Origin of the sequence: Actinomadura livida, assembly GCF_014648675.1 — a bacterium.
Classification (GTDB): Bacteria; Actinomycetota; Actinomycetes; order Streptosporangiales; family Streptosporangiaceae; genus Spirillospora; species Spirillospora livida.
On sequence record NZ_BMRO01000002.1, the window covers coordinates 252,550 to 273,568 of the forward strand.

The 21,019-nt window shown below is 74.1% G+C and carries 19 protein-coding genes and 2 riboswitches; of the genes, 14 read left to right on the plus strand and 5 right to left on the minus strand.

The window, feature by feature from the left end; all coding sequences use genetic code 11:
• The coding region (locus tag IEZ03_RS04430; protein WP_189241153.1) for a mannose-1-phosphate guanyltransferase at positions 1–2,406 on the plus strand (2,406 nt) is incomplete at its 5' end.
• Positions 2,407–2,415: 9 nt separating this feature from the next.
• On the opposite strand, the gene IEZ03_RS04435 is transcribed toward IEZ03_RS04430, so the two are convergent.
• Positions 2,416–3,756 (minus strand): aminotransferase-like domain-containing protein, encoded by a 1,341-nt coding sequence (locus tag IEZ03_RS04435; RefSeq protein WP_184884313.1) that lies wholly within the window; start codon positions 3,754–3,756, stop codon positions 2,416–2,418.
• Positions 3,757–3,848: 92 nt separating this feature from the next.
• On the opposite strand from IEZ03_RS04435, the gene IEZ03_RS04440 reads away from it, so the two are divergent.
• The 9 genes from IEZ03_RS04440 (at position 3,849) to IEZ03_RS04480 (ending at position 10,793) form a co-directional block, all read left to right on the plus strand.
• The gene (locus tag IEZ03_RS04440) at positions 3,849–4,487 is read left to right on the plus strand and encodes a LysE family translocator (protein WP_184884315.1); all 639 of its coding nucleotides are present in this window, start codon (positions 3,849–3,851) and stop codon (positions 4,485–4,487) included.
• A gap of 84 nt (positions 4,488–4,571) precedes the next feature.
• Positions 4,572–5,261: a response regulator transcription factor gene (locus tag IEZ03_RS04445; protein ID WP_184884317.1), complete on the plus strand. Its 690-nt coding sequence runs from the start codon at positions 4,572–4,574 to the stop codon at positions 5,259–5,261.
• A gap of 43 nt (positions 5,262–5,304) precedes the next feature.
• Positions 5,305–6,216, plus strand: a complete 912-nt coding sequence (locus IEZ03_RS04450; RefSeq protein ID WP_184884319.1) for a DUF881 domain-containing protein — start codon at positions 5,305–5,307, stop codon at positions 6,214–6,216.
• Between the two features lie 48 nt (positions 6,217–6,264).
• Positions 6,265–6,597: a small basic family protein gene (locus IEZ03_RS04455; protein WP_132043114.1), complete on the plus strand. Its 333-nt coding sequence runs from the start codon at positions 6,265–6,267 to the stop codon at positions 6,595–6,597.
• Positions 6,594–7,403 carry a DUF881 domain-containing protein gene (locus IEZ03_RS04460; protein WP_184884322.1) on the plus strand — a complete coding sequence of 270 codons (810 nt, stop codon included), beginning with the start codon at positions 6,594–6,596 and terminating at the stop codon, positions 7,401–7,403. Before IEZ03_RS04455 ends, IEZ03_RS04460 begins: the two co-directional genes overlap by 4 nt.
• A gap of 308 nt (positions 7,404–7,711) precedes the next feature.
• A complete protein-coding gene (locus IEZ03_RS04465; protein WP_184884324.1) occupies positions 7,712–8,248 on the plus strand; it encodes an FHA domain-containing protein in 537 nt (178 codons plus the stop codon).
• 35 nt (positions 8,249–8,283) lie between these two features.
• On the plus strand, positions 8,284–8,994 hold the full coding sequence (gene ftsR / locus IEZ03_RS04470; protein ID WP_229808008.1) for a transcriptional regulator FtsR: 711 nt from the start codon (positions 8,284–8,286) through the stop codon (positions 8,992–8,994).
• Positions 8,995–9,136: 142 nt separating this feature from the next.
• The gene (locus IEZ03_RS04475; RefSeq protein WP_021599257.1) at positions 9,137–9,607 is read left to right on the plus strand and encodes a bifunctional nuclease family protein; all 471 of its coding nucleotides are present in this window, start codon (positions 9,137–9,139) and stop codon (positions 9,605–9,607) included.
• A gap of 583 nt (positions 9,608–10,190) precedes the next feature.
• Positions 10,191–10,793, plus strand: coding sequence for a MerR family transcriptional regulator (locus IEZ03_RS04480; protein WP_184884328.1), 603 nt, complete (start codon positions 10,191–10,193; stop codon positions 10,791–10,793).
• Positions 10,794–10,800: 7 nt separating this feature from the next.
• Here the strand turns inward: IEZ03_RS04480 and IEZ03_RS04485 are convergent, their stop codons facing one another.
• Positions 10,801–13,266: a lysylphosphatidylglycerol synthase transmembrane domain-containing protein gene (locus tag IEZ03_RS04485; protein WP_229808009.1), complete on the minus strand. Its 2,466-nt coding sequence runs from the start codon at positions 13,264–13,266 to the stop codon at positions 10,801–10,803.
• 256 nt (positions 13,267–13,522) lie between these two features.
• A riboswitch (glycine riboswitch) is annotated at positions 13,523–13,617 on the plus strand.
• Positions 13,618–13,729, plus strand: a riboswitch (glycine riboswitch).
• Between the two features lie 60 nt (positions 13,730–13,789).
• On the opposite strand from IEZ03_RS04485, the gene gcvP reads away from it, so the two are divergent.
• Positions 13,790–16,666 (plus strand): aminomethyl-transferring glycine dehydrogenase, encoded by a 2,877-nt coding sequence (gene gcvP / locus IEZ03_RS04490; protein ID WP_184884330.1) that lies wholly within the window; start codon positions 13,790–13,792, stop codon positions 16,664–16,666.
• A 262-nt stretch (positions 16,667–16,928) separates the two neighbouring features.
• Positions 16,929–18,032 (plus strand): tetratricopeptide repeat protein, encoded by a 1,104-nt coding sequence (locus tag IEZ03_RS04495; protein WP_184884332.1) that lies wholly within the window; start codon positions 16,929–16,931, stop codon positions 18,030–18,032.
• A gap of 30 nt (positions 18,033–18,062) precedes the next feature.
• Here the strand turns inward: IEZ03_RS04495 and IEZ03_RS04500 are convergent, their stop codons facing one another.
• Positions 18,063–18,488, minus strand: a complete 426-nt coding sequence (locus IEZ03_RS04500; RefSeq protein ID WP_184884334.1) for a PPOX class F420-dependent oxidoreductase — start codon at positions 18,486–18,488, stop codon at positions 18,063–18,065.
• A 51-nt stretch (positions 18,489–18,539) separates the two neighbouring features.
• Between IEZ03_RS04500 and IEZ03_RS04505 the strand changes: the two genes are divergently transcribed.
• Entirely contained in the window at positions 18,540–19,160 is a 621-nt protein-coding gene (locus IEZ03_RS04505; RefSeq protein ID WP_184884336.1) for an alpha/beta hydrolase family protein, read from the plus strand.
• Positions 19,161–19,269: 109 nt separating this feature from the next.
• Here IEZ03_RS04505 and IEZ03_RS04510 read toward each other — a convergent pair whose 3' ends face one another.
• Positions 19,270–19,473 (minus strand): DUF5999 family protein, encoded by a 204-nt coding sequence (locus tag IEZ03_RS04510; protein WP_184884338.1) that lies wholly within the window; start codon positions 19,471–19,473, stop codon positions 19,270–19,272.
• 329 nt (positions 19,474–19,802) lie between these two features.
• The gene (locus IEZ03_RS04515; RefSeq protein ID WP_184884340.1) at positions 19,803–20,375 is read right to left on the minus strand and encodes a TetR/AcrR family transcriptional regulator; all 573 of its coding nucleotides are present in this window, start codon (positions 20,373–20,375) and stop codon (positions 19,803–19,805) included.
• Between the two features lie 116 nt (positions 20,376–20,491).
• Here IEZ03_RS04515 and IEZ03_RS04520 point away from each other — a divergent pair, with 116 nt between their 5' ends.
• Positions 20,492–20,908 carry a plectin gene (locus tag IEZ03_RS04520; protein WP_184884342.1) on the plus strand — a complete coding sequence of 139 codons (417 nt, stop codon included), beginning with the start codon at positions 20,492–20,494 and terminating at the stop codon, positions 20,906–20,908.
• The last annotated feature ends 111 nt before the right edge of the window (positions 20,909–21,019 follow it).

Sequence of the window (21,019 nt, forward strand, 5' to 3'; positions counted from 1 at the left end):
CCGATCATGGAGCACGTGCTGCGGCTGCTGAAGCGGCACGGGTTCAGCGAGACCGTGGTCACCGTCCAGTTCCTGGCGGCGCTGATCCGCAACTACTTCGGCGACGGCGAGGAGCTCGGCATGTCGCTGAGCTACGCGACCGAGGAGGTCCCGCTCGGCACCGCCGGCAGCGTCAAGAACGCCGAGGAGGCGCTGCGCGACGACCGGTTCCTCGTCATCTCCGGCGACGCGCTCACCGACATCGACCTGACCGACATGGTGCGGTTCCACGAGCGGAACGGCGCCCTGGTCACGATCGGGCTCAAGCGCGTCCCGAACCCGCTGGAGTTCGGCATCATCATCGTGGACGACGACGGCCGCGTGCAGCGGTTCCTGGAGAAGCCGACGTGGGGGCAGGTGTTCTCCGACACCGTCAACACCGGCATCTACGTGATGGAGCCGGAGGTCCTGGAGCACGTCGCCGAGGGCGAGTCGGTCGACTGGTCCGGCGACGTGTTCCCCAAGCTGCTCGCCGAGGGCGCTCCGCTGTTCGGCTACGTCGCCGACTGCTACTGGGAGGACGTCGGAACCCACGAGAGCTACCTCAAGGCGCAGGCCGACATGCTGTCCGGTGCGGTCGCGATCGACCTGGACGGTTTCGAGGTGTCGCCCGGCGTCTGGGTCGCCGAGGGGGCCGAGGTCGACTCCGAGGCCGTGCTGAAGGGCCCGCTCTACATCGGCGACTACGCCAAGGTCGAGGCGGGCGTCGAGCTGCGCGAGTACACCGTCCTCGGAAGCAACGTCGTCGTGAAGGAGGGCGCGTTCCTGCACCGCGCCGTCGTCCACGACAACGTGTTCGTCGCGCCGTCCACGAACCTGCGCGGCTGCGTGGTCGGCAAGAACACCGACATCATGGCCGGCGCCCGCGTCGAGGAGGGCGCGGTCATCGGGGACGAGTGCGTGATCGAGGCGGAGGCGTACGTCTCCAGCGGCGTGAAGGTCTACCCCTTCAAGACCATCGAGGCCGGCGCGGTCGTCAACACCAGCGTGATCTGGGAGTCGCGCGGGCAGCGCAACCTGTTCGGCCCGCGCGGCGTGTCCGGGCTGGTCAACGTGGAGATCACGCCGGAGCTCGCGGTGCGGCTCGCCAGCGCGTACGCGACGACGCTGAAGAAGGGCACCACGGTCGTCACCGGCCGCGACGTGTCCCGCGCGGCCCGCACGCTGAAACGCGCGGTGAACAGCGCCCTGACGGCCAGCGCGATCAACGTCCACGACCTGGAGGCCACCCCGCTGACCGTGGCCCGGTTCGAGACCGGCCGCGAGGACAGCGTCGGCGGCATCTACATCCGCACCACGCTCGGCGACCCGCAGGGCGTCGACATCATCTTCCTCGACCCCGACGGGGCCGACCTGTCCCAGGCCGCGCAGCGCAAGCTGGAGCGCGTCTTCGGCCGGCAGGAGTACCGCCGCGCGTTCCCCGGCGAGATCGCCGAGCTGGCCTACCCGCCCCGCGTCGTCGAGACCTACACCCGCGACCTGCTGCGGCGCGTCGACATCCGCGGGGTCCGCGAGGCCGGGCTGAAGATCGTCCTGGACTGCGCGGGCGGGGTCGCGTCGCTCGTGCTGCCCAACCTGCTCGGCAAGGTCGGGGTGGAGGTCCTGACCCGCAACGTCGGCCTGGACGAGGCCAACCCGACCGAGACGCTCGCCGAGCGCATGCGCGACCTGGAGCGGCTCGGCGAACTGGTGTCGTCGTCGCGGGCCGCGTTCGGCGTCCGCTTCGACCCGGTGGGGGAGCGGATCTCGCTCGTGGACGAGAACGGCGAGCTGGTCGGCGACGACCGGGCGCTGCTGGTCATGCTGGACCTGGTGGCGGCGGAGCGACGAGGCGGCAGGGTCGCGCTGCCGGTGACGACGACGCGGGTCGCCGAGCAGGTGTGCCGGTTCCACGGCGTCCAGGTCGAGTGGACGTCCACGTCCCAGGACGTCCTGACCAAGGCCGCCGCCCAGCCCAGCGTGGTCTTCGCGGGGGACGGGCGGGGCGGGTTCCTGATGCCCGAGTTCAGCGGCACGGTCGACGGGATCGCGGCGTTCGTCCGGCTCGTCGGCCTGGTCGCCAGGACGCGGCTGACGCTGTCGCAGATCGACCGCCGCATCCCCGACGCGCACCTGCTGCGCCGCTCCGTCCCCACGCCGTGGGCGGCCAAGGGCAGCGTGATGCGGCACGTCGTGGAGGCCGCGGGCTCCCGCACGATCGACACCACCGACGGCGTCCGCGTGGTCGAGGAGGACGGCCGCTGGGTCCTCGTGCTGCCCGATCCCGCCGAGCCGGTCACCCACCTGTGGGCCGAGGGCCCGGACGCCGACGTCGCCCAGGCGCTCCTTGAGGAATGGGCGGCCGTCGTCGAACGCGCGGGCACCTGACCCGCGCCGTCAGTCGACGGGGCTGTCCTCGGGCGATCCGGCGGCGATCTCGGCGAGGACGCCGAGGGCGTCGCCGAGGAGCTGCAGCGGCGGGGACGCGAGGCCGACGCGCACCGCGCGGGGCGACGAGCCGGTGCCCGCCGCGAAGGCGGCCGCGGGCGTGACGGCGATGCCGCGCCGCGCCGCCGCCGCGACGAACGTCTCCGCGCGCCACCGGGGCGGCAGGTCCCACCAGCAGAAGTACGCGCGCGGCGCGGACCGGCCCGCGGCCCCCGGGAGGCGTTCGGCGGCGATCCGCATGCGGGCGGCCGCGTCCGCCCGCTTGGCCCGGGTCACCGCCGCGACCGTGCCGTCGGTGATCCAGCCGGTCGCCGCGTCCAGCGCGAACGCCGCCGGACCCCACGCACCGGACCGCAGCGCGGCGGCGACGCGGCCGGTCAGCTCGGCGGGCGGCACGGCGAACCCGACGCTGAGGCCGGGTGCGAGGCGCTTGGAGAGGCTGTCGACGACGACCGTGCGGTGCGGCGCCTCCGCCGCCAGCGGCGGCGGGCCGTCCTCCGGGAGGAACGCCCAGACGCGGTCCTCGATCGCGTGGAGGCCGAGCCGCTCCAGTACGGCGGCCAGCTCGGCGCGGCGCTCGCGCGGCATCGTCGTCCCGTACGGGTTGTGGAGCGTCGGCTGGAGGTACACGGCGCCGAGCGGGGCGCTGCGGTGGGCTGAGGCCAGGGCGTCCGGGCACAGGCCGTGCTCGTCGGTCTCGACGGGGACGAGCGTGACGCCGAGCCGCGCCGCGATGCCCTTGATCACCGGGTAGGTCACGGCCTCGGCCGCGAGCCGGCCGCCCGGCGGCACGAGCGCGGCCACGGCGCCCGCGATCGCCTGCCGCCCGTTCCCGGCGAACAGGACGCGCGACGGGTCGGGCCGCCACCCGGGCGCCGCCAGCAGCCCGGCCGCCGCCTCCCGCGCGGCGGGCGTTCCGGCGGCCCCGGCGGGGCCGAGCGCCGCGCCGAGGACGTCGGGGCGGAGCAGCCGCTCCATCCCGGCCCGCATCAGCTCGCTCTGCCCGGGCACGGAGGGATTGCTGAGCTCCAGGTCGACCCGCGCGCCCGCGGGCTCCGCGAGGGCCGGGCCGGGCGGGCGCCGCGCGGCGCGGACGAACGTGCCGCGCCCCACCTCGCCGACCACCAGGCCGCGGGCCGCCAGTTCCCGGTACACGCGGCTCGCCGTCGAGTTCGCGATCCCGTGCCGCCGGGCGAAGGCGCGCTGCGTGGGCAGCCGGTCGCCGGGGCGCAGCCGCCCGGCCGCGATGTCGGCGGCCACCGCGTCCGCGACCGTCCGGTAGTCCGCCATCCCGCCTCCTGAATTGCACCGAGAGCAATATCAGTATTGCACCGAGCTTACTCCGAGATCTAGGCTCGGGTCATCATCGACCGGGGAGTGCAATGATCTCGTCAACCGCGCTGGCGGCCATCGCCCTCGTCGCGCTGGGCCTCGTCCTCACCCCCGGGCCCAACATGATCTACCTCGTGTCGCGGTCGGTGACCCAGGGCCGCCGGGCCGGGCTGATCTCCCTCGCGGGCGTCGCCGCGGGGTTCGGCGTCTACGTGCTCGCGGCGGCCGCCGGGATCACCGCCGTGTTCACCCTCGTCCCGCCGCTCTACACCGTGATCAAGGTGGCGGGCGCGGGGTACCTGCTGTGGCTCGCCTGGCAGACGGTCCGGCCGGGCGGGCAGGAGGCGTTCACCCCGGCGGACCTGCCCGCCGACCCGCCGCGCCGGCTGTTCACGATGGGCCTCGTCACCAACCTGCTCAACCCGAAGATCGCCGTCCTGTACGTGTCGCTGCTCCCGCAGTTCACCGATCCGGACCGCGGTCACGTCGCGGTCCAGAGCGTCCTGCTCGGCCTCACCCAGCTCACCGTCGCGGTCACGGTCAACGCCCTCATCGTGCTCGGTGCCGGGGGCATCGCGGTCTTCCTGGCCCGGCGGCCCGGCTGGCGGCGGGCCCAGCGGTACCTGATGGGGTCGGTGCTCGCCGGGCTCGCCGTCCACATGGGTCTCACCAGGCCCGCCTCCGCCTAACGCGCACCTCCGCACGGGGATTCTTGAGCGGATCCGCAGAGTCCCCTCAGTGCACCCACAGGGCCCAGGGGACAGACTGGCACTGTGAACCCCACCAAGATCCTCGTCGTGGACGGCGACGCCTACGTCGCGGACCTCGTCGCGACCGCCCTGCGCTACGAGGGTTTCGAGACCGCCGTCGCCCGGTCCGGCACCGAGGCGCTGGCGAGCGCCCCCCGCTTCGGCCCCGACCTGATCGTGCTGGACGCCGCGCTGCCGGACGGCCCCGGCCCGGACGTCCGCGCCCGGCTGCGGCGGAACGGCTGCGAGGCCCCGGTCGTGCTCCTCACCGGCCCAGACGCCGCCGGGAACGGGGCCGGAGGGCCGGTGGACGGCGACGACCGCGTGCCCAAGCCGTTCAGCCTGGACGAGCTGGCCGCCCGCGTCCGCGCCGTGCTCCGCCGCACCCGGCCCGGCGCGCGGGAACGGGCGCGGCTGACGTTCGCCGACCTCGAACTGGACGAGGACGCCTACGAGGTGCGGCGCGGCGGCGTCCCCATCGACCTGGCGCCCACCGAGTTCACGCTGCTGCGCTACCTGCTCAGCAATTCCGGCCGGGTGCTGACCAAGCGGCAGATCCTCGACCACGTCTGGCAGTACGACTTCACCGGCGGCGAGGGCGTCGTCCAGACCTACATCAGCTACCTGCGCCGCAAGCTGGACGACCGCGGCCCCCGCCTCATCCACACCGTCCCGCGGGTCGGCTACGTCCTCCGCATGCCGCGGGTCGGCTGAGCCGGGGGCGGGGAAAGCCGCCGACCCTTGCCATGATGGGGCGGTGACCGCACGACAGGACCCCGGCGAGCCCGGCGGCCGCGCCCCGGGACGGCCCCGGCGGCCCGACGCGTCCATGTCGCTGCTCGCCGACCTGCTCGCCGGCAAGCTCCTCGACCCCGGCTACGCGGAGGCGGCGGCGCGCCGGGCCCGCCGCCCGGACGCCCCTGGCGGCCCGCTCCGGCGGGGGCGGCGCGGCGGCGGCGTCCTGCTGGTCCTCGTGCTGACCGGGACGCTGATCGCCGTCGCCGGGGCCGAGGTGCGCCGCAGCGAGCCCGTCGCGGCCGAGCGGCGCTCGCGGCTGATCGACGAGATCGACGCCCGCACCGCCGAGACCGACGCGCTCCGGCGGCGCCTCGACCGGCTCCGCGCCGAGACCGAGCGGCAGCGCGCCGCCGCGCTCGCCCGCGGGGACGCCGGCCACGGCGTCCGGTCCCGGCTCGCCCGCGCGGCCGCCGCGGCGGCCGCCGCGCCCGCCACCGGCGAAGGGCTCGTCGTCACCCTGGACGACTCCCCGCGCGACGACCCGGACGGGCTCGCCGCGCGCGGCGGCGCCCGCGGACGGGTCTATGATCGTGACCTCCAGGTCCTGGTCAACGGGCTCTGGGCCGCGGGCGCCGAGGCGATCGGCGTCAACGGCCAGCGGCTCACGGCGACGACGGCGATCCGCTCCGCCGGGGAGGCGATCCTGGTCGACTACCGGCCGCTGACCCGCCCCTACGAGGTCACGGCGCTGGGCGACCCGGGCCGGCTGCGGGACGCCTTCACCGGCTCGGCCGCCGACCGCCGGCTGCGGGCCCTGGAGGAGCGCTACCGGATCCGGTACGGCACGCGCGGCGCGCCGGACGTGCGGCTGCCCGCGGCGGGGCCGGTCCGGCTGCGGTACGCCGTCCCCCGCGAGGAGGACGGCCAGTGAGCGGACGCCCGGCGAGCGGACGGCCGGCAGGGGAGAGGTGACCCGGAGATGATCGCGCTGATCGGGCTGCTGATCGGTGTGGCGCTGGGCCTGCTGCTCCAGCCGGACGTGCCGCTGTGGCTCCAGCCGTACCTGCCGATCGCGATCGTCGCGGCCCTCGACGCCATGTTCGGCGGCCTCCGCGCCCGGCTGGAGGGCGTCTTCGACGAGAAGGTGTTCGTGGTCTCGTTCGTCGGCAACGCCGTCATCGCCGCGCTGATCGTCTTCCTCGGCGACCAGCTCGGCGTCGGCTCCCAGCTGTCGACCGGCGTCGTGGTCGTCCTCGGCATCCGGATCTTCGCCAACGTGGCGGGCATCCGGCGGAGGGTGTTCGGCGCATGACCGCCCGCGAGGACGAGCGCCCCATCGAGCCCGCGGGCGAGCACGTGAACGAGCCCGCGGGCGAGCGGGTGAACGAGCCTGGGGAAGGGGCTGCGGAGGCGGCCGCGGACGGGGTTCCGCCGGAGCCGGCGGGCCTGCGCGGGCTCGCCGGGCTGTTGCGGCCGCGAGTCAGCCGCGCGCAACTCGCCGGCGGGCTGCTGTGCCTCCTGCTCGGCTTCGCGGTCGTCGTCCAGGTGCAGTCGACCAAGCGGGACACCACCTTCGCCACCGCGCGGCAGGACGAGCTCGTCGGCATCCTGTCCGATCTGGGCCAGCGCTCCGACCGCCTGCAGGGCGACCTGCGCGAACTGGAGGACACCAAGGCGGAACTGGAACGCGACGCCGAAGGCGAGACCGCTCTGCAGGAGGCGCGCGAGCGCACCACCACCTACGGCCTCCTGGCCGGCACCCTTCCCGCCGAAGGGCCCGGCATCGAGATGATGATCAGCGACCCGGGCGGCGCCGTCAAGGCGATCGACCTGCTCGACGCCTTGGAGGAACTCCGCGACGCGGGCGCCGAGGTCGTCCAGGTCAACGACGTCCGCGCCGGGGTCGACACCTACTTCGTGGACGGCCGGCACGGCATCGAGTCCGACGGGGAGGTCCTCACCGCCCCGTACCGGTTCCTCGCCATCGGCGACCCGCACACGATGACGACCGCCATGAACATCCCCGGCGGCCTGGTCAGGACGCTGCAGGGAAAGGGCGCCGGCGTCCTGATCAACCCGCGCGCGAAAGTGACCGTGGGCGCGGTACGGTCTCCGTAGAGGGGAACGGGGGGAGCGGTCGACCGGCGCCGCGGCGCGGCCGTCGCGATCGGCCGTCCGCGCGGCGGCGTAGACCTGCGATCATTGACGAATGTAGTTTGGTCCAGTCGGCTCGCCGTTCCAGTTGACCCCTCGGGTAATACCCGCGTAAGTTGCGGCGACCGTCGCGTGAGCGGCCGGTGAGCTGGACCGTGGTCGGGGGCGGTTCCCCGGCGTGGGTTGGTTGGATGGAGCGCGTGGCGCAGGCGGCTCCCGCTGCGGCGGGAACCCGCGGGCGGTACGCCGAAGGTAGGAGGCCGAGCCGATCGATGCCGAGCGTCTACTGCACGCAGTGCGGTCACGCCAACCCGGATGATGCCCGCTTCTGCTCGAACTGCGGCACCCCGCTGACCCGGAGTTCGCCGTCGCCGCCACCGCACCGCGAGTCCCCCGGCGAGTCCACGTCCACGATCTCCATCGGCGGGTTCGAGGCCCTGGACACCGACGCCGGCGCCGAGGAGTCCCCCGGCCCCGACCAGATGGCCATGGAGGCGCTCCCCCCGGGGACCGCGCTGCTCGTGGTCAAGCGCGGCCCCAACGCCGGCAGCCGCTTCCTCCTCGACAAGGACCGCACCTCCGCGGGCCGGCACCCCGAGAGCGACATCTTCCTGGACGACGTCACCGTCTCCCGCCGGCACGCCGAGTTCTCCCGCCAGGGCCACGCGTTCTCCGTCCGCGACGTGGGGAGCCTCAACGGCCTCTACGTCAACCGGCAGCGGATCGACCAGGCCGCGCTGTCGGGCGGCGACGAGGTCCAGATCGGCAAGTTCCGGCTGGTGTTCCTGACCAACCCCGCGCACGGCTGACGCGGGCGGAAGGACGCGCGACGATGGGAGGGGCCGTGAACGCGCAGCCAGCCCGGTCCCTGATGACGATCGGGGACGTCCTCGGCCTGCTCAGGCCCGAGTTCCCCGACATCACCGTCTCGAAGATCCGGTTCCTGGAGTCCGAGGGGCTCGTCGAGCCGGAGCGCAGCCCGTCGGGCTACCGCAAGTTCTGCGACGCCGACGTGGAGCGGCTCCGGTTCGTCCTCGCCGCCCAGCGCGACCACTACCTGCCGCTGCGCGTGATCCGGCAGCACCTGGAGGCGCGCGACCGCGGCGAGGACGTCCCGCCGCTCGGCGCGCCCGAACCGCGCCGCCCCCGCACCCTCGTCGCCGCCGACACCACCGCCGAGGACCCCGCCGTCCGGCTGACGCGCCGCCAGCTCCTCGACGGCGCCGGCATCGACGAGGCCCTCCTCGCCAGGCTGGAGGAGTACGGGCTCGTCCGCAGGGCCGGCACGCACTACGAGGGCGACGCGCTGAACATCGCGCGGGCCGCCGCCGCGCTCGGCGAGTACGGGTTCGAGGTCCGGCACCTGCGCGCCGTGAAGGCCGCCGCCGACCGGCAGGCCGGCCTCATCGAGCAGATGGTCGCGCCGCAGCTGCGCCGCCGCAGCCGCGGCGCCCACGAGCAGGCCGCCGAGACCGCCCGGGAGATCGCCGCGCTGTCCGTCAGGCTCCACGCGGCACTGGTGTCGGCCGGTATCCGCGAAAGCCTGGACCGATGATCATGTGGGCCGCGGAGGATTTTCCCGCACCCGCGGAATCACGAGCCGTCCGGGCACGGGTGTACGTTGGCTACAGGGTTCGGTCACGAATCGATCCGCTGCACAAGGTGATCGAGACAGCGAGAACCAGCAGGGAGCCGCAGTGAAGCAGATGGAGGTCGTCGGCGTCCGGGTCGAGATGCCCTCCAATCAGCCGATCGTCCTGTTGAAGGAGACGGAGGGCGATCGCTACCTGCCCATCTGGATCGGGGCGGTCGAAGCGACCGCGATCGCCTTCGCCCAGCAGGGGGTGCTGCCGGCCCGCCCGCTCACCCACGACCTGTTCCGCGACGTCCTGGACGCCCTCAGCGTGCAGCTGCGCACCGTCAACATCACCGACCTGCGCGAGGGCATCTTCTTCGCCGACCTCATCTTCTCCAACGGCGTCGAGGTCAGCGCCCGCCCCTCCGACTCCATCGCCCTGGCCCTGCGGACCGGCGCCACGATCTTCGCCAGCGAGGACGTCCTGGAAGAGGCCGGCGTCGCCATCCCGGACGAGCAGGAGGACGAGGTCGAGAAGTTCCGCGAGTTCCTCGACACGATCTCCCCAGAGGACTTCGGCAGAGCTGGCTAGGTGCTAGCCCAGGGGGTGACCCCCTGGAACCCCCGGTCCGCACGGCGCACCGTGCGGCGGCTCGTGCGACCTGCGCTCGCTGCACTCGCTCCGGCCGCACGAGCCGTGGGTGATCATTGAGGTGGTGAGCTGGTATCGCCCAAGGGGCGACCTGTGCCTTCCCGGTTTCGCTTGCGACCCGTGGCGTGGTCATTTGTGCGGGGTGTCGTTTTCGCGTCTCGTTGTGAGGGCGGGGGTGGGGAAGCTTGACCGAATGAACGTCGGGGTCATGCCTGAGCTGGGACTAGGACGGAGTGCGTGGGGAATGTCACTCTCGGGTGTATGTTCATACCGTGGCGCGATTGGTTGTGCATCGCCCTGGACCTGGCGGTTTTCCGTGGGGGAGCATCGGGGTAGGAGAGGTTTGGCGGCCGAGGTGCGCAGTTTGCCCACGTGAAGCCGGTTCATCCGGGCATGCGACGCGCCGACGGTGAACGTTGACCACACCCTGACCGGCACCTACCGTGCTGGTGGAACACCCGTGGTGTAATTCGTCAAACCCCCTTGACGAACCGGCACGGGATGATAGAAGCCGGAGGTCCGCGTGGCGGTGAGCAGCGGCGAGGGCAAGGCGACCCCCGACAGGCACATGGCGTCCCGGCGTGCCGGAGAGCAGGGGCTGCTCTTCGACACGCAGGTGTCGGTGCCGCCGGAGGATGTCGGCTACCGCGGCCCGACGGCGTGCGCTGCCGCGGGGATCACCTACCGGCAGCTCGACTACTGGGCGCGCACCAAGCTGGTGGAGCCGAGCGTGCGCGCGGCGCACGGGTCGGGCAGCCAGCGGCTCTACAGTTTCCGCGACATCCTCGTCCTGAAGGTCGTGAAGCGGCTCCTGGACACCGGGGTTTCGCTGCAGCAGATCCGCACCGCCGTCACCCACCTGCGCGACCGCGGCGTCCAGGACCTCGCACAGATAACCCTGATGAGCGACGGGGTCAGCGTCTACGAGTGCACTTCGGCCGACGAGGTCGTCGACCTCCTCCAGGGCGGGCAGGGCGTGTTCGGCATCGCGCTCGGACGGGTGTGGCAGGAGGTGGAGGGCAGCCTCGCGGAACTACCCGGTGAGCGCGCCGCCACCGGCGACGCCCCGGACGAGCATCCCCACGACGAACTGGCCGGACGGCGGCGCGCCCGCCGCACCGGCTGATCGGCCCTCAGAGCGCCTCACGGCGCTGCAGATAGGTGAACGCCGCCCAGCCGGGCAACACCGGCAGCCACAGCGTCAGAAGCCGGTAGAGCAGCACCGCGGACGTCGCCGTCTCCGCGGTCAGCCCCGAGATCGTCAGCGCCAGCGTCAGGGCGCCCTCCACGGCACCGAGGCCGCCGGGCGTGGGCGCCGCGGACCCGACCGCGTTCGCGGTGAGGAACACCACCACGACCGTCGTCAGTGGCAGCGACCCGCCGAACGCGCGGATCGAGGCGTCCAGGCAGAGGACGAACCCCACCGTCAGCAGCAGCGTCCCGCCCATCCCCGTGAACAGCTTCTTCGGCGTCTGCAGGACGTCCACCAGCCGCGGCACGACCCCCGAGAACATGCTCTTCAGCCGCGAGGCGACCACCCGGCGGACCCGCGGGACGGTCAGCGCCAGCCCTGCCAGCAGCCCCAGCGACAGCACCACGATGACGATCGTCCGGGACGGCGCGAGATCCTGCGTCGCCTTCGTCGTCGACCCCGTCAGGAACCCGAACATGATCAGCAGCAGGACGTGCGTGACCAGCCCCACCAGCTGCGACGCGCCGACGCTCGCCACCGCCAGGCCGGGCCGCACCCCCGAGCGCTGCAGGTAGCGGGTGTTGACGGCGACGCCGCCGACCGCCGCCGGCGCCACCAGCTTCACGAACGACGCCGCGAGCTGGACGAGCACCGTCCGCCCCAGCGGGAGCCGCTCGGGCACGAACCCCATGAGCATGAACGCGGCGGCGAGGTAGGTAAGGGCCGCCCCGCCCAGCGCGGCGGCCGCCCAGTGCCAGGTCGCCGCGGACGCCATCGCCGCCAGGTCCAGGCTCGCCACCTGCGGGATCACGATGTAGGCCGCGATCGACAGCGCCACGATGCTGAAGATCGTCCGGGGCCGGAACCGCTCCAGCCGGAGCGGCGCGACCTCCGTCTCCGGCTTCAGCCGGACGATCTGCTCCCGGATGCCGGTCAGCAGCTCCCGGTCGCGGCGCAGCGCCGTGCGGGTCGCCCGGGACAGCGCCACCGGCTGCAGCAGCGGCACCGCGGCGGCCAGGGCCTCCCCGCCGAGCACCTCCGCGGCGGTGCGCACAGCGCGTTCCGCGCCCACCCGCAGCGCCAGCGTCGTCAGCAGCTGCGCCAGGTCCAGCCGCAGCGCCAGGTCGCCCACCGCCGTCTCCCCGGCCCGCAGGTCGGTGATGTAGGCGCGGCCGTCCGCGCCGACGGCGACCGCCCCGTCCTGCAGCCGCCGGTGCGCCAGCCGCCCGGCCTGCATGGCGCGGAACTGCCGCCACACGTCGGTCAGCAGCGCGCCGGTGATCTCCTCGTCGGGGACGTCCGCCAGCCGCCGTCCCGGCACGTGCTCGTACGCCAGCAGCGCCGCCTCCGTGCCGACCTCCGACGTGCCGACCAGGCGGGGCGTGCGGACGCCCGCCGCCGCCACCGCGTAGGCCATCAGCGACTCCTGCTCCAGGGACCGGCGCAGCGACCGCAGCGCCCGCCCGGTCGTGGTGGAGCGGAGCCGCAGCAGGCGCCAGACCCGGTACAGCAGGCCCGCCGTCTGCTGGTCGCGGTCCAGGACGCGCACTTCCAGGTCCCACTCGCCCGCGTCGCGGTCCGGGGCCGTGTCCCCGTCCGCGGGGCCCGCGGCGAGGACGACGCCGTACCGGCGGGTCTCCTCGCCGCTGTCGGGCGTGCCGTCCAGCCGGACGGCCCGCACCGGGCGCAGCCCGAGCCGCTCGAGCGCCGCGACGACCGCGGTGCCGGGGGGACGCGGGTTCGGCGTCCCGACCGCGTACAGGGTGCCGTGGCCGATGGCGCGGCCGAGGAAGTAGGTGGCCGCCAGCGCGGCGACCGAGGCGTAGGCGGCGGTGAGCCCGGTCAGCGCGGCCAGCCCGATCATCGTCCAGGTCGCGGCCTGCCACCGGATGCGCCCGGCCATCCCCACCGCGCTGACGAAGGCGATCACGGGCGCGATGTCGGTGTGTATGGGGGCCGTCTCCGTGCCGCCCCAGATCAGCGAGTCCAGGACGCCGCCGGGCGCCGCCCGCACCGACAGGTCGTCCAGCCCCACCGTGATCCCGAACGCGATCATGGCGGCCAGCAGCGCGATCGCGACGCGGGTGCCGTCCTTGTGGAACAGCCGCACGATCCCGAACGCGATCGGCGCCGCCAGCACGCCGAAGCTGGACACGAGCGTGGCCAGCGACAGCAGCATCCGGGGCGCGTGCGCGGTGCCCTCCTGGATGTCGGAGTGCAGGCCGTGCGTCGTCCCCTGCGCGACCGACACCAGCAGCATCACCACCGCCAGCCCGGTCACCGACGCCGCGAACCTGATCGCGTCGGACGAGCGGCGGATCCGGTACGGCTGGGCGGGCTCGTCCACGGGCACGCCCGCGTCGGCGCCCTCCCGCGGGCGCACCGCCTTGTCGTGGGTCTGCGTCACGCGCTCCCGCCGCCCTGACCGTCCGTCATCGTGATCAGCGTCCCAGAACCGGCGGCGCGCAGTCGAGCGGCCGGCGCCTTCGCGAGCCTCGCGTCGGCACTGCGCGGCCCCGGTTCGTCCAGAGGTCCGCGGCCCGTCCTATCCCAGGTCAAACGTATATAGCTTACTCGCCGGTACCGCGCGGACGCGCGCCGGGGCACGGGCGGTGCCGGTCCCTTCGACCGGATTTGGGTAGGGTTCGTGGTGGACATGCCGTCGACCCTGGGCGGGAGAGATCCCATGCCGCCAGCATGGGGCGCCGAAGGGGCAACCTCCCCGGAACCTCTCAGGCAAAAGGACCGCTCGGGCGAGGCACCTCTGGAAAGCAGGCGTCGGTCCCCGCACCCGGGGAAGGGCGGCTCACCGAAGGGGAAACCCCGCCGCGCGGGTGAAGCTCTCAGGTGCCGATGACAGAGGGGGAGACCGGCCGCCGGGCCCGCGCCGGCGCCGGACCTGAGCGACCGCAGCAGCCAGGAGGCTCTCCATGACCGCCCAGTTCTTCGCCCCCGTGGCCTCGCCGCAGCATCCCCGCACCGCGTTCGCCGACCGGCACATCGGCCCGTCCCCGGACGAGCGGGACCGGATGCTCGCCGCCATCGGCTACTCCGACGCCGAGGCGCTGATCGACGCCGCGGTCCCCGCCGCGATCCGCACCTCCCGCCCCCTGGCCCTGCCGCCCGCGCTGAGCGAGAGCGCCGCGCTCGACCGGCTGCGCGAGCTCGCCGCCCGCAACACCGTGCTGACGTCGATGATCGGCCTCGGCTACCACGGGACGATCACCCCGGGCGTCATCATGCGCAACGTCCTGGAGAACCCCGGCTGGTACACCGCCTACACCCCATACCAGCCCGAGATCTCCCAGGGGCGCCTCGAAGCCCTGCTCAACTTCCAGACCGTCGTCAGCGACCTGACCGGCCTGCCGGTCGCGAACGCGTCCATGCTGGACGAGGGGACCGCCGCCGCCGAGGCGATGGCCCTCGCCCACCGCGTCTCCAAGCGCAAGGACCCGGGGACGTTCCTGGTCGACGCCGACGCCCTGCCGCAGACGATCGAGGTCGTGCGGACGCGGGCGGTCCCGCTCGGCATCGACGTCGTCACCGCCGACCTGTCCGGCGGGCTGCCGGACGGCGACTTCTTCGGCGTGCTCCTGCAGTACCCGGGCGCGTCCGGCGCCGTCCGCGACCTGGAGCCGGTCATCGCGCAGGCCCGCGAGCGCGGCGCCGCGGTCGTCGCCGCCGCCGACCTGCTCGCGCTGACGCTGCTGCGCCCGCCGGGCGAGTCCGGCGCCGACATCGCCGTGGGCTCGGCGCAGCGCCTCGGCGTCCCGTACGGGTTCGGCGGCCCCCACGCCGGCTACATGGCGGTCCGCGAGGGCATCCAGCGGCAGCTCCCGGGCCGGCTCGTCGGCGTGTCCGTCGACGCCGACGGCGCCACCGCCCACCGGCTGGCGCTGCAGACCCGCGAGCAGCACATCCGCCGCGAGAAGGCCACCAGCAACATCTGCACGGCGCAGGTCCTCCTCGCCGTCATGGCGAGCATGTACGCCGTCTACCACGGGCCGGAGGGCCTGGCCGCGATCGCCCAGCGGACGCACCGCCGGGCCGCCGAGATCGCCGCCGGGCTGCGCGCCGGCGGCGTGGAGATCGTCCACGACGCGTTCTTCGACACCGTCCTCGCCCGCGTCCCCGGCCGCGCCGCGGACGTCGTCGCCGCGGCCCGCGAGCGGGGGATCAACCTGCGCCGCGCCGACGCCGACCACGTCGGGATCGCCTGCGACGAGACGACCGTGCCCGCGCACGTCACCGCCGTCCTGGAGGCGTTCGGCGTCCCCGCGGAGGGCGCCGCCGCGGTCGCCGAGGCGATCCCGGACGGCCTGCGCCGCGAGAGCCCCTACCTGACCCACCCCGTCTTCCACGCGCACCGCTCCGAGACCGCGATGCTCCGCTACCTGCGCAGGCTGCAGGACAAGGACATCGCGCTCGACCGCTCCATGATCCCGCTCGGCTCCTGCACGATGAAGCTGAACGCCACCGCGGAGATGGAGCCGATCACCTGGCCGCAGTTCGCGGACCTCCACCCGTTCGCCCCCGTCGACCAGGCCGCCGGGTACGTCGAGCTGATCGGCGAACTGGAGGACGCGCTCGCCGAGATCACCGGGTACGCCAAGGTGTCCGTCCAGCCGAACGCCGGCTCCCAGGGCGAGCTGGCCGGCCTGCTCGCCATCCGCGGCTACCACGCCTCCCGCGGCGAGGAGCACCGCGACGTCTGCCTGATCCCGTCGTCGGCGCACGGCACCAACGCGGCCAGCGCCGTCATGGCCGGGATGCGCGTCGTCGTCGTCAAGTGCGACGAGGGGGGCAACGTCGACCTGGACGACCTGCACGCGAAGATCGCCAAGCACGGCGAGCGGCTCTCGGCGATCATGGTGACGTACCCGTCCACGCACGGCGTCTTCGAGGAGACGATCACCGACGTGTGCGCCGCCGTGCACGACGCGGGCGGCCAGGTCTACGTGGACGGCGCCAACCTCAACGCCCTCGTCGGCCTCGCCCGCCCGGGCGAGTTCGGCTCCGACGTCTCGCACCTCAACCTGCACAAGACGTTCTGCATCCCGCACGGCGGCGGCGGACCCGGCGTCGGCCCCATCGGCGTCCGCGAGCACCTGGCCCCGTTCCTGCCGAACCACCCGCTCCGCGCGGAGGCCGGCCCCGGGACCGGCGTCGGCCCGATCTCCGCGGCCCCGTGGGGCTCCGCGGGCATCCTGCCGATCTCCTGGGCGTACATCGCGATGATGGGCCCCGACGGCCTGCGCGCCGCCACCGAGGGCGCCATCATCGGCGCGAACTACCTCGCCGCCCGGCTCGCCCCGCACTACCCGGTCCTCTACACCGGCCGCAACGGCCTCGTCGCCCACGAGTGCATCGCCGACCTCCGCAGGATCACCAAGGAGACCGGCATCACGGCCGAGGACGTCGCCAAGCGCCTCATCGACTACGGCTTCCACGCCCCGACGCTCTCGTTCCCCGTCGCCGGCACGCTGATGATCGAGCCGACCGAGTCCGAGGACCTCGCCGAACTCGACCGCTTCTGCGACGCCATGATCGAGATCCGCCGGGAGATCCGCCGCGTCGCCGAGGGCGCCTACGACCGCGAGGACAACCCGCTCAAGAACGCCCCGCACACCGCCGCCGCCCTGGTCTCCGACGACTGGAAGCACGCCTACAGCCGCGAGGAGGCCGCCTACCCCCTCCCCGCTCTGCGCGAGAACAAGTACTGGCCCCCGGTCCGCCGCATCGACCAGGCCTACGGCGACCGCAACCTGGTCTGCTCCTGCCCGCCCCCGGACGCCTACGAGGAGTAAGGGCGCCCGCTTCGGGTGGCGCGGTCACAGGTAGCACGACCCGCCGAGCCGGGCGACCGCAGCGACACTCACACATCCCGCACGGTCACGCCGGACCACCACGGTGGCGTGAGGATCGACCGGCTCGCAACGGGGTTCCAGGGGATCGCCCCCTGGGCAGTTTTGTGATCTTGGTGGGGGTTTCTGGGTGTCGTCGCGAGACGCGGGGGTGCGGGCTCGCTAGGCTCTGGGCGGACCCCGACCTCCAGAGGGCGAGAGACCGATGAGCGAGTCACCGGAGCGCGTGTCCGACGACCCGGCGCAGGTGTGCGAGGAGGCCCGGAACCTCGCGGAGAACGGCGAGCCCGAGCGGGCGGCCGTGCTGTTCGAGGAGGTGCTCGCCCTCGGCGAGACGGACTGCAGGGCGCAGGCCGCCCTCGGTCTCGCGGTCGTCCTGGACGACTCCGGCGACGTGGAGCGGGCGCGCGAGGCGGACCGGACCGCGATCGCCACCGGGGACCCGGAGTACGGGCCGCGCGCCGCGTACCACCTGGCCCTCACCTACGAGCGGGCCGGCGAGCAGAGCCTGGCGGCGCCCGCGTGGCGGGTCGTGGTCGACTTCGGCAACGCCGCGTACCTCCCGCCCGCCCATCTCGCGCTCGCCCGGATCGCCGACGACGCCGGCGAGTTCGACACGGCGCGGGAGCACTGGGAGGCGGCGGTCGCGACCGGCGACCCCGAGTACGGGCCGCCCGCCGCGCACGACCTCGCGCAGCGGCTGCTGGAGCGCGGCGATCCGGCGCGTGCCCAGCGGGTCCTGACCGCGGGGCTCAAGCTGATCGACCGGGCCGGCGCCCCGTACGCGTACGCGCGGCTCGCCGTCGCGCTCGGGATCTCCTACCTCGACCAGGCGATCGGCGCGTTCGGCGCGGCGCTGGGGGAGGAGCCGCCCGACGCGGAGGTGGGGCCGCTGGCCACCGAGCTGCTCGCGCGGACGCTGCCGCTGCGGGGGCGCGCCGCCGAGGCGGGCGAGGTGTGGCGGCGCGGGCTCGCCGACCCCGGCATCGCGGGGCAGGTCCGGGCCCGGCTGCGCCGGGACTTCGGCGAGGACGGCGACCCCGACCTGTGGTGGGAGCCGGTCCTGGAGGAGGCCGCGGCGGACGGGACGCTCCCGGCGCTCACCGGCGAGGCGTTCGGCGCCCTCGACCACATGTACGCGCTGCTCGCCGTCCGGTACGCGGAGGACCCGGCCGAGCGGCGGCCGGGCGAGACGCACGAGGTGCTCGGCAAGGCGGTGCGGGTCCCGGACGGCTACCCGTGGGGGCCGCTGCTGCACGAGAGCTTCGCCGAGCGGCTCCGCCTCGCCATGGGCGGGCCCGGCGCCTGACCGCCCGGCGCCCGTCCGGCCGGTGCGCGGTCAGTCGGCGATGTCGCGTTCGGCGATCACCTTGGTGATGCGGGCGCGGACGAGGTACTCGGTGGGGACGGCGTTGCGCGCCCCGAACTCCTCGGCCCGGCCGTCGCCCATGTAGCGCCCGCCGATGGCGGTGGCCCAGCGGCGCATCTCGTCCAGGTCCTCGATGAGGGCCGCCTCGGCCTGGATCTGCACGTAGGAGAACGGCGGCTCCTGGTCGTCCACGCAGATCGACAGGCGCGGGTCGCGGGCGAGGGCGCGTCCCTTGACGGTCTTGCGGCCGGTGTTGAACAGCACGTCGTCCCCGTCGAGCACGAACCAGATCGGCGTGACGTGCGGTGAGCCGTCCTTGCGGACGACGCCGGCCTTGCCCGTGCGGGTGCCCTCGGACACGAAGGCGCGCCATTCGCTCTCGGTCATCTGCTCCATACCGGCAGTCTGCCTCACTGGTCGTTCCATGGTGGGGCTACGGTGAGCGGCATGGAGATCGTGACGGCGCACGGGCCCGCGGAGGCGGTGCTGGACGAGGCCGCCGACCCGGCGTTCCTGCTGGTGCTGACGCACGGGTCGAACGGGGGAGTGGACGCGCCCGACCTGCTCGCCGTCCGGGAGACCGCGCTGGGCCTCGGCGGCTCCGTCGCGCGGGTGATGCAGCCGTTCCGGCTCGCCGGCCGCCGCGCGCCGGGACCGGCGGCGAAGCAGGACGAGGCGTGGCTGGAGGTCGTCGGCCGGATCCGGGAGCGGGCGGGGGACGTGCCGCTGGTCCAGGGCGGCCGGAGCAACGGCGCCCGTGTCGCGTGCCGGACGGCGCGGGCCGCCGGCGCGGTGGGCGTCCTGGCGCTGGCGTTCCCGCTGCACCCGCCGCGGGACCCGGCGAAGAGCCGGGCGGACGAGCTGCGTTCGGCGGGGGTGGAGGTGCTCGTGGTCAGCGGGGACCGCGACCCGTTCGGCGTGCCGGACGCCGCGGACGCGGCGCACGTCGAGGTGCTGGCGGGGGAGCGGCACGATCTGAACCGGGACCCCGCCGCGGTCGGGAGGGCGGCGGAGCCGTGGCTGCGGAGGTGGGCGGCCCGTCCGGTGCGGACGGGCGGCCGGGAGTAGTGGGTTCAGTGGGTCTGCTCCGGGCCCGGTGCGGGCCCGGATGCGGCGGCTGGGCGGCCGTGCCCCCGAGGATGATCATCCGTTCGAACTAGTCCCCCGTGGAGACCGTTCAAGCGGCGGACGGAGCCTGCAGGTCCGTCGGCCGGTGCGGCGCGATGACTCCCCCGTCGGGCAGCAGCTCACCGGTGTCCTCGAAGAGCACGACGCCGTTGCACAGCAGGCTCCACCCCTGCTCGGGGTGCGAGGCCAGCGTCCGGGCGGCGTCGCGGTCGGGTGCGTGGTGCGCGGGACAGGGCGGCTGGTGCGGGCACATCGTGTGCCTCCGGTCTCGAACTGGTCGGTTGTGGTGCTTTCCTTTATTGACGCACCCAAGTGTGAAGCGGTTCGCCATCACCGGCCATAGCCCGTTGGGACGGTTGTCCGTTGGTCCCGAGGTACCGGAGACCTGTGACCCCGCTCACTCTGAGGTGCCAGGCATAGCGTCTCTCTCCGACGTAACGGACGAAGAACGACACGCCGACGGGAAGGGAAACCGCCACGATCTTCGGCAGGAGGCGCCGCGCCGGCCGATCGCGGCGGCCTCCTCGTCCCGGCGGACGAGCCGTCATCCGCCGGGACGAGGTCCCCGCCGCGCCGAGGCGGTCAGCGGACGCCGCCGATGACGAGGCCGAGGCCGGCGTCGAAGCGGGCGTCCCAGTCGACGGGGCGGTCCGCGCCGTCCTCGCGGGTGTCGCGGACCTCCAGCGCGGCGTGGCCGATGACGTAGCCGAGCAGGGTGTGCGCCGCGACCGCGGCCGTGTCGTCCGCGACGCCGCCGCGGCGGAGGACCTCCCGCAGCGACCCGACGGTGGTGCTGAGCGCGGCGGGGTTGCGGCGGGTGACGAGCAGGGGCAGCACGCCGGCGTGCGCCAGCAGCCGCGCGCGGTAATCGGCCGCCCAGGCGCGCAGGACGTCCCGCCAGTTCGCGGCCGTCACGCCCGCCGCCTCCGCGGGGCCGGAGGCGACGTGGACCACCAGCCCGTCGAGGAGCTGCTCCTTGCCGCGGGGGAGGTGGTGGTAGATCGCCATCGCCTCGACCTCGAGCGCGTCGCCGAGCCGGCGCATGGTGAGCCGGCCGAGGCCCTGGCCGTCGACGATCCGCAGGGCGGCCTCGATGATGCGCTCGGTGGACAGTGGCGTGCGGTGCTGCGCGTTGATGCTGGGCTGCCTGACCATGAGCATCGACCTTACTGCGTAAAGGGCCGGAGCCGGGTGTCCGGCGCCACGACACGCCCGTGGCCCGCGTACCCTGGCCTCGACCTGATGTTGGAGACCGCTGAGGGAGTACCACCATGCCGCTGGGCCGACGGGTGAGCAAGGACGTCGCGGAGCTGTACGAGGCCGACCGGCGGCTGGCGGACGAGTACGAGGCGCGGCTGGCGGCGGCCGGCGAGGCGGAGCGGGTGCTGCGGGACGCCCAGGGCGAGGGGGTGCCCGAACCGGAGCTGCGCGAGCTGACGCGCGAGTTCGACAAGGCGCTGACGTCGGTGCTGGCCGCGGCGGAGGCGGCCGAGCGGGTCGCGATGGGCCCGAAGACGTACGCGACCGACGCGCAGGACGCCAAGACCCGCCGGGCCGCGGAGATCAGCGCCCGCAAGGCCAAGGCGCGCCCGTCGGTGCGCCCCTGGACGGACGAGGTCGACCGGCTGCGCACGGCCCGCGAGGTGCACCGGTTCGGGTACCGGACCCGGCCGGGCGTCCTCGCGTGAGCCGCGGGGACGTGTGACGACACAGCGTCACCGGGTGGCACCGGCCACCGAACTCTGAGAGTCTGCCCTCTCGGGGAACGCCGGGGGAGCCCCGCGCCGCATGTCGCGACA

Coding starts and splice junctions, on each gene's coding strand:
- IEZ03_RS04435 (WP_184884313.1), bottom strand. CDS start 3,756: ATGGCGGACTACCGGACGGTCGCGGACGCGGTGGCCGCCGACATCGCG.
- IEZ03_RS04440 (WP_184884315.1), top strand. CDS start 3,849: ATGATCTCGTCAACCGCGCTGGCGGCCATCGCCCTCGTCGCGCTGGGC.
- IEZ03_RS04455 (WP_132043114.1), top strand. CDS start 6,265: ATGATCGCGCTGATCGGGCTGCTGATCGGTGTGGCGCTGGGCCTGCTG.
- IEZ03_RS04460 (WP_184884322.1), top strand. CDS start 6,594: ATGACCGCCCGCGAGGACGAGCGCCCCATCGAGCCCGCGGGCGAGCAC.
- IEZ03_RS04465 (WP_184884324.1), top strand. CDS start 7,712: ATGCCGAGCGTCTACTGCACGCAGTGCGGTCACGCCAACCCGGATGAT.
- gcvP (WP_184884330.1), top strand. CDS start 13,790: ATGACCGCCCAGTTCTTCGCCCCCGTGGCCTCGCCGCAGCATCCCCGC.
- IEZ03_RS04495 (WP_184884332.1), top strand. CDS start 16,929: ATGAGCGAGTCACCGGAGCGCGTGTCCGACGACCCGGCGCAGGTGTGC.
- IEZ03_RS04500 (WP_184884334.1), bottom strand. CDS start 18,488: ATGGAGCAGATGACCGAGAGCGAATGGCGCGCCTTCGTGTCCGAGGGC.
- IEZ03_RS04505 (WP_184884336.1), top strand. CDS start 18,540: ATGGAGATCGTGACGGCGCACGGGCCCGCGGAGGCGGTGCTGGACGAG.
- IEZ03_RS04510 (WP_184884338.1), bottom strand. CDS start 19,473: ATGTGCCCGCACCAGCCGCCCTGTCCCGCGCACCACGCACCCGACCGC.
- IEZ03_RS04515 (WP_184884340.1), bottom strand. CDS start 20,375: ATGGTCAGGCAGCCCAGCATCAACGCGCAGCACCGCACGCCACTGTCC.
- IEZ03_RS04520 (WP_184884342.1), top strand. CDS start 20,492: ATGCCGCTGGGCCGACGGGTGAGCAAGGACGTCGCGGAGCTGTACGAG.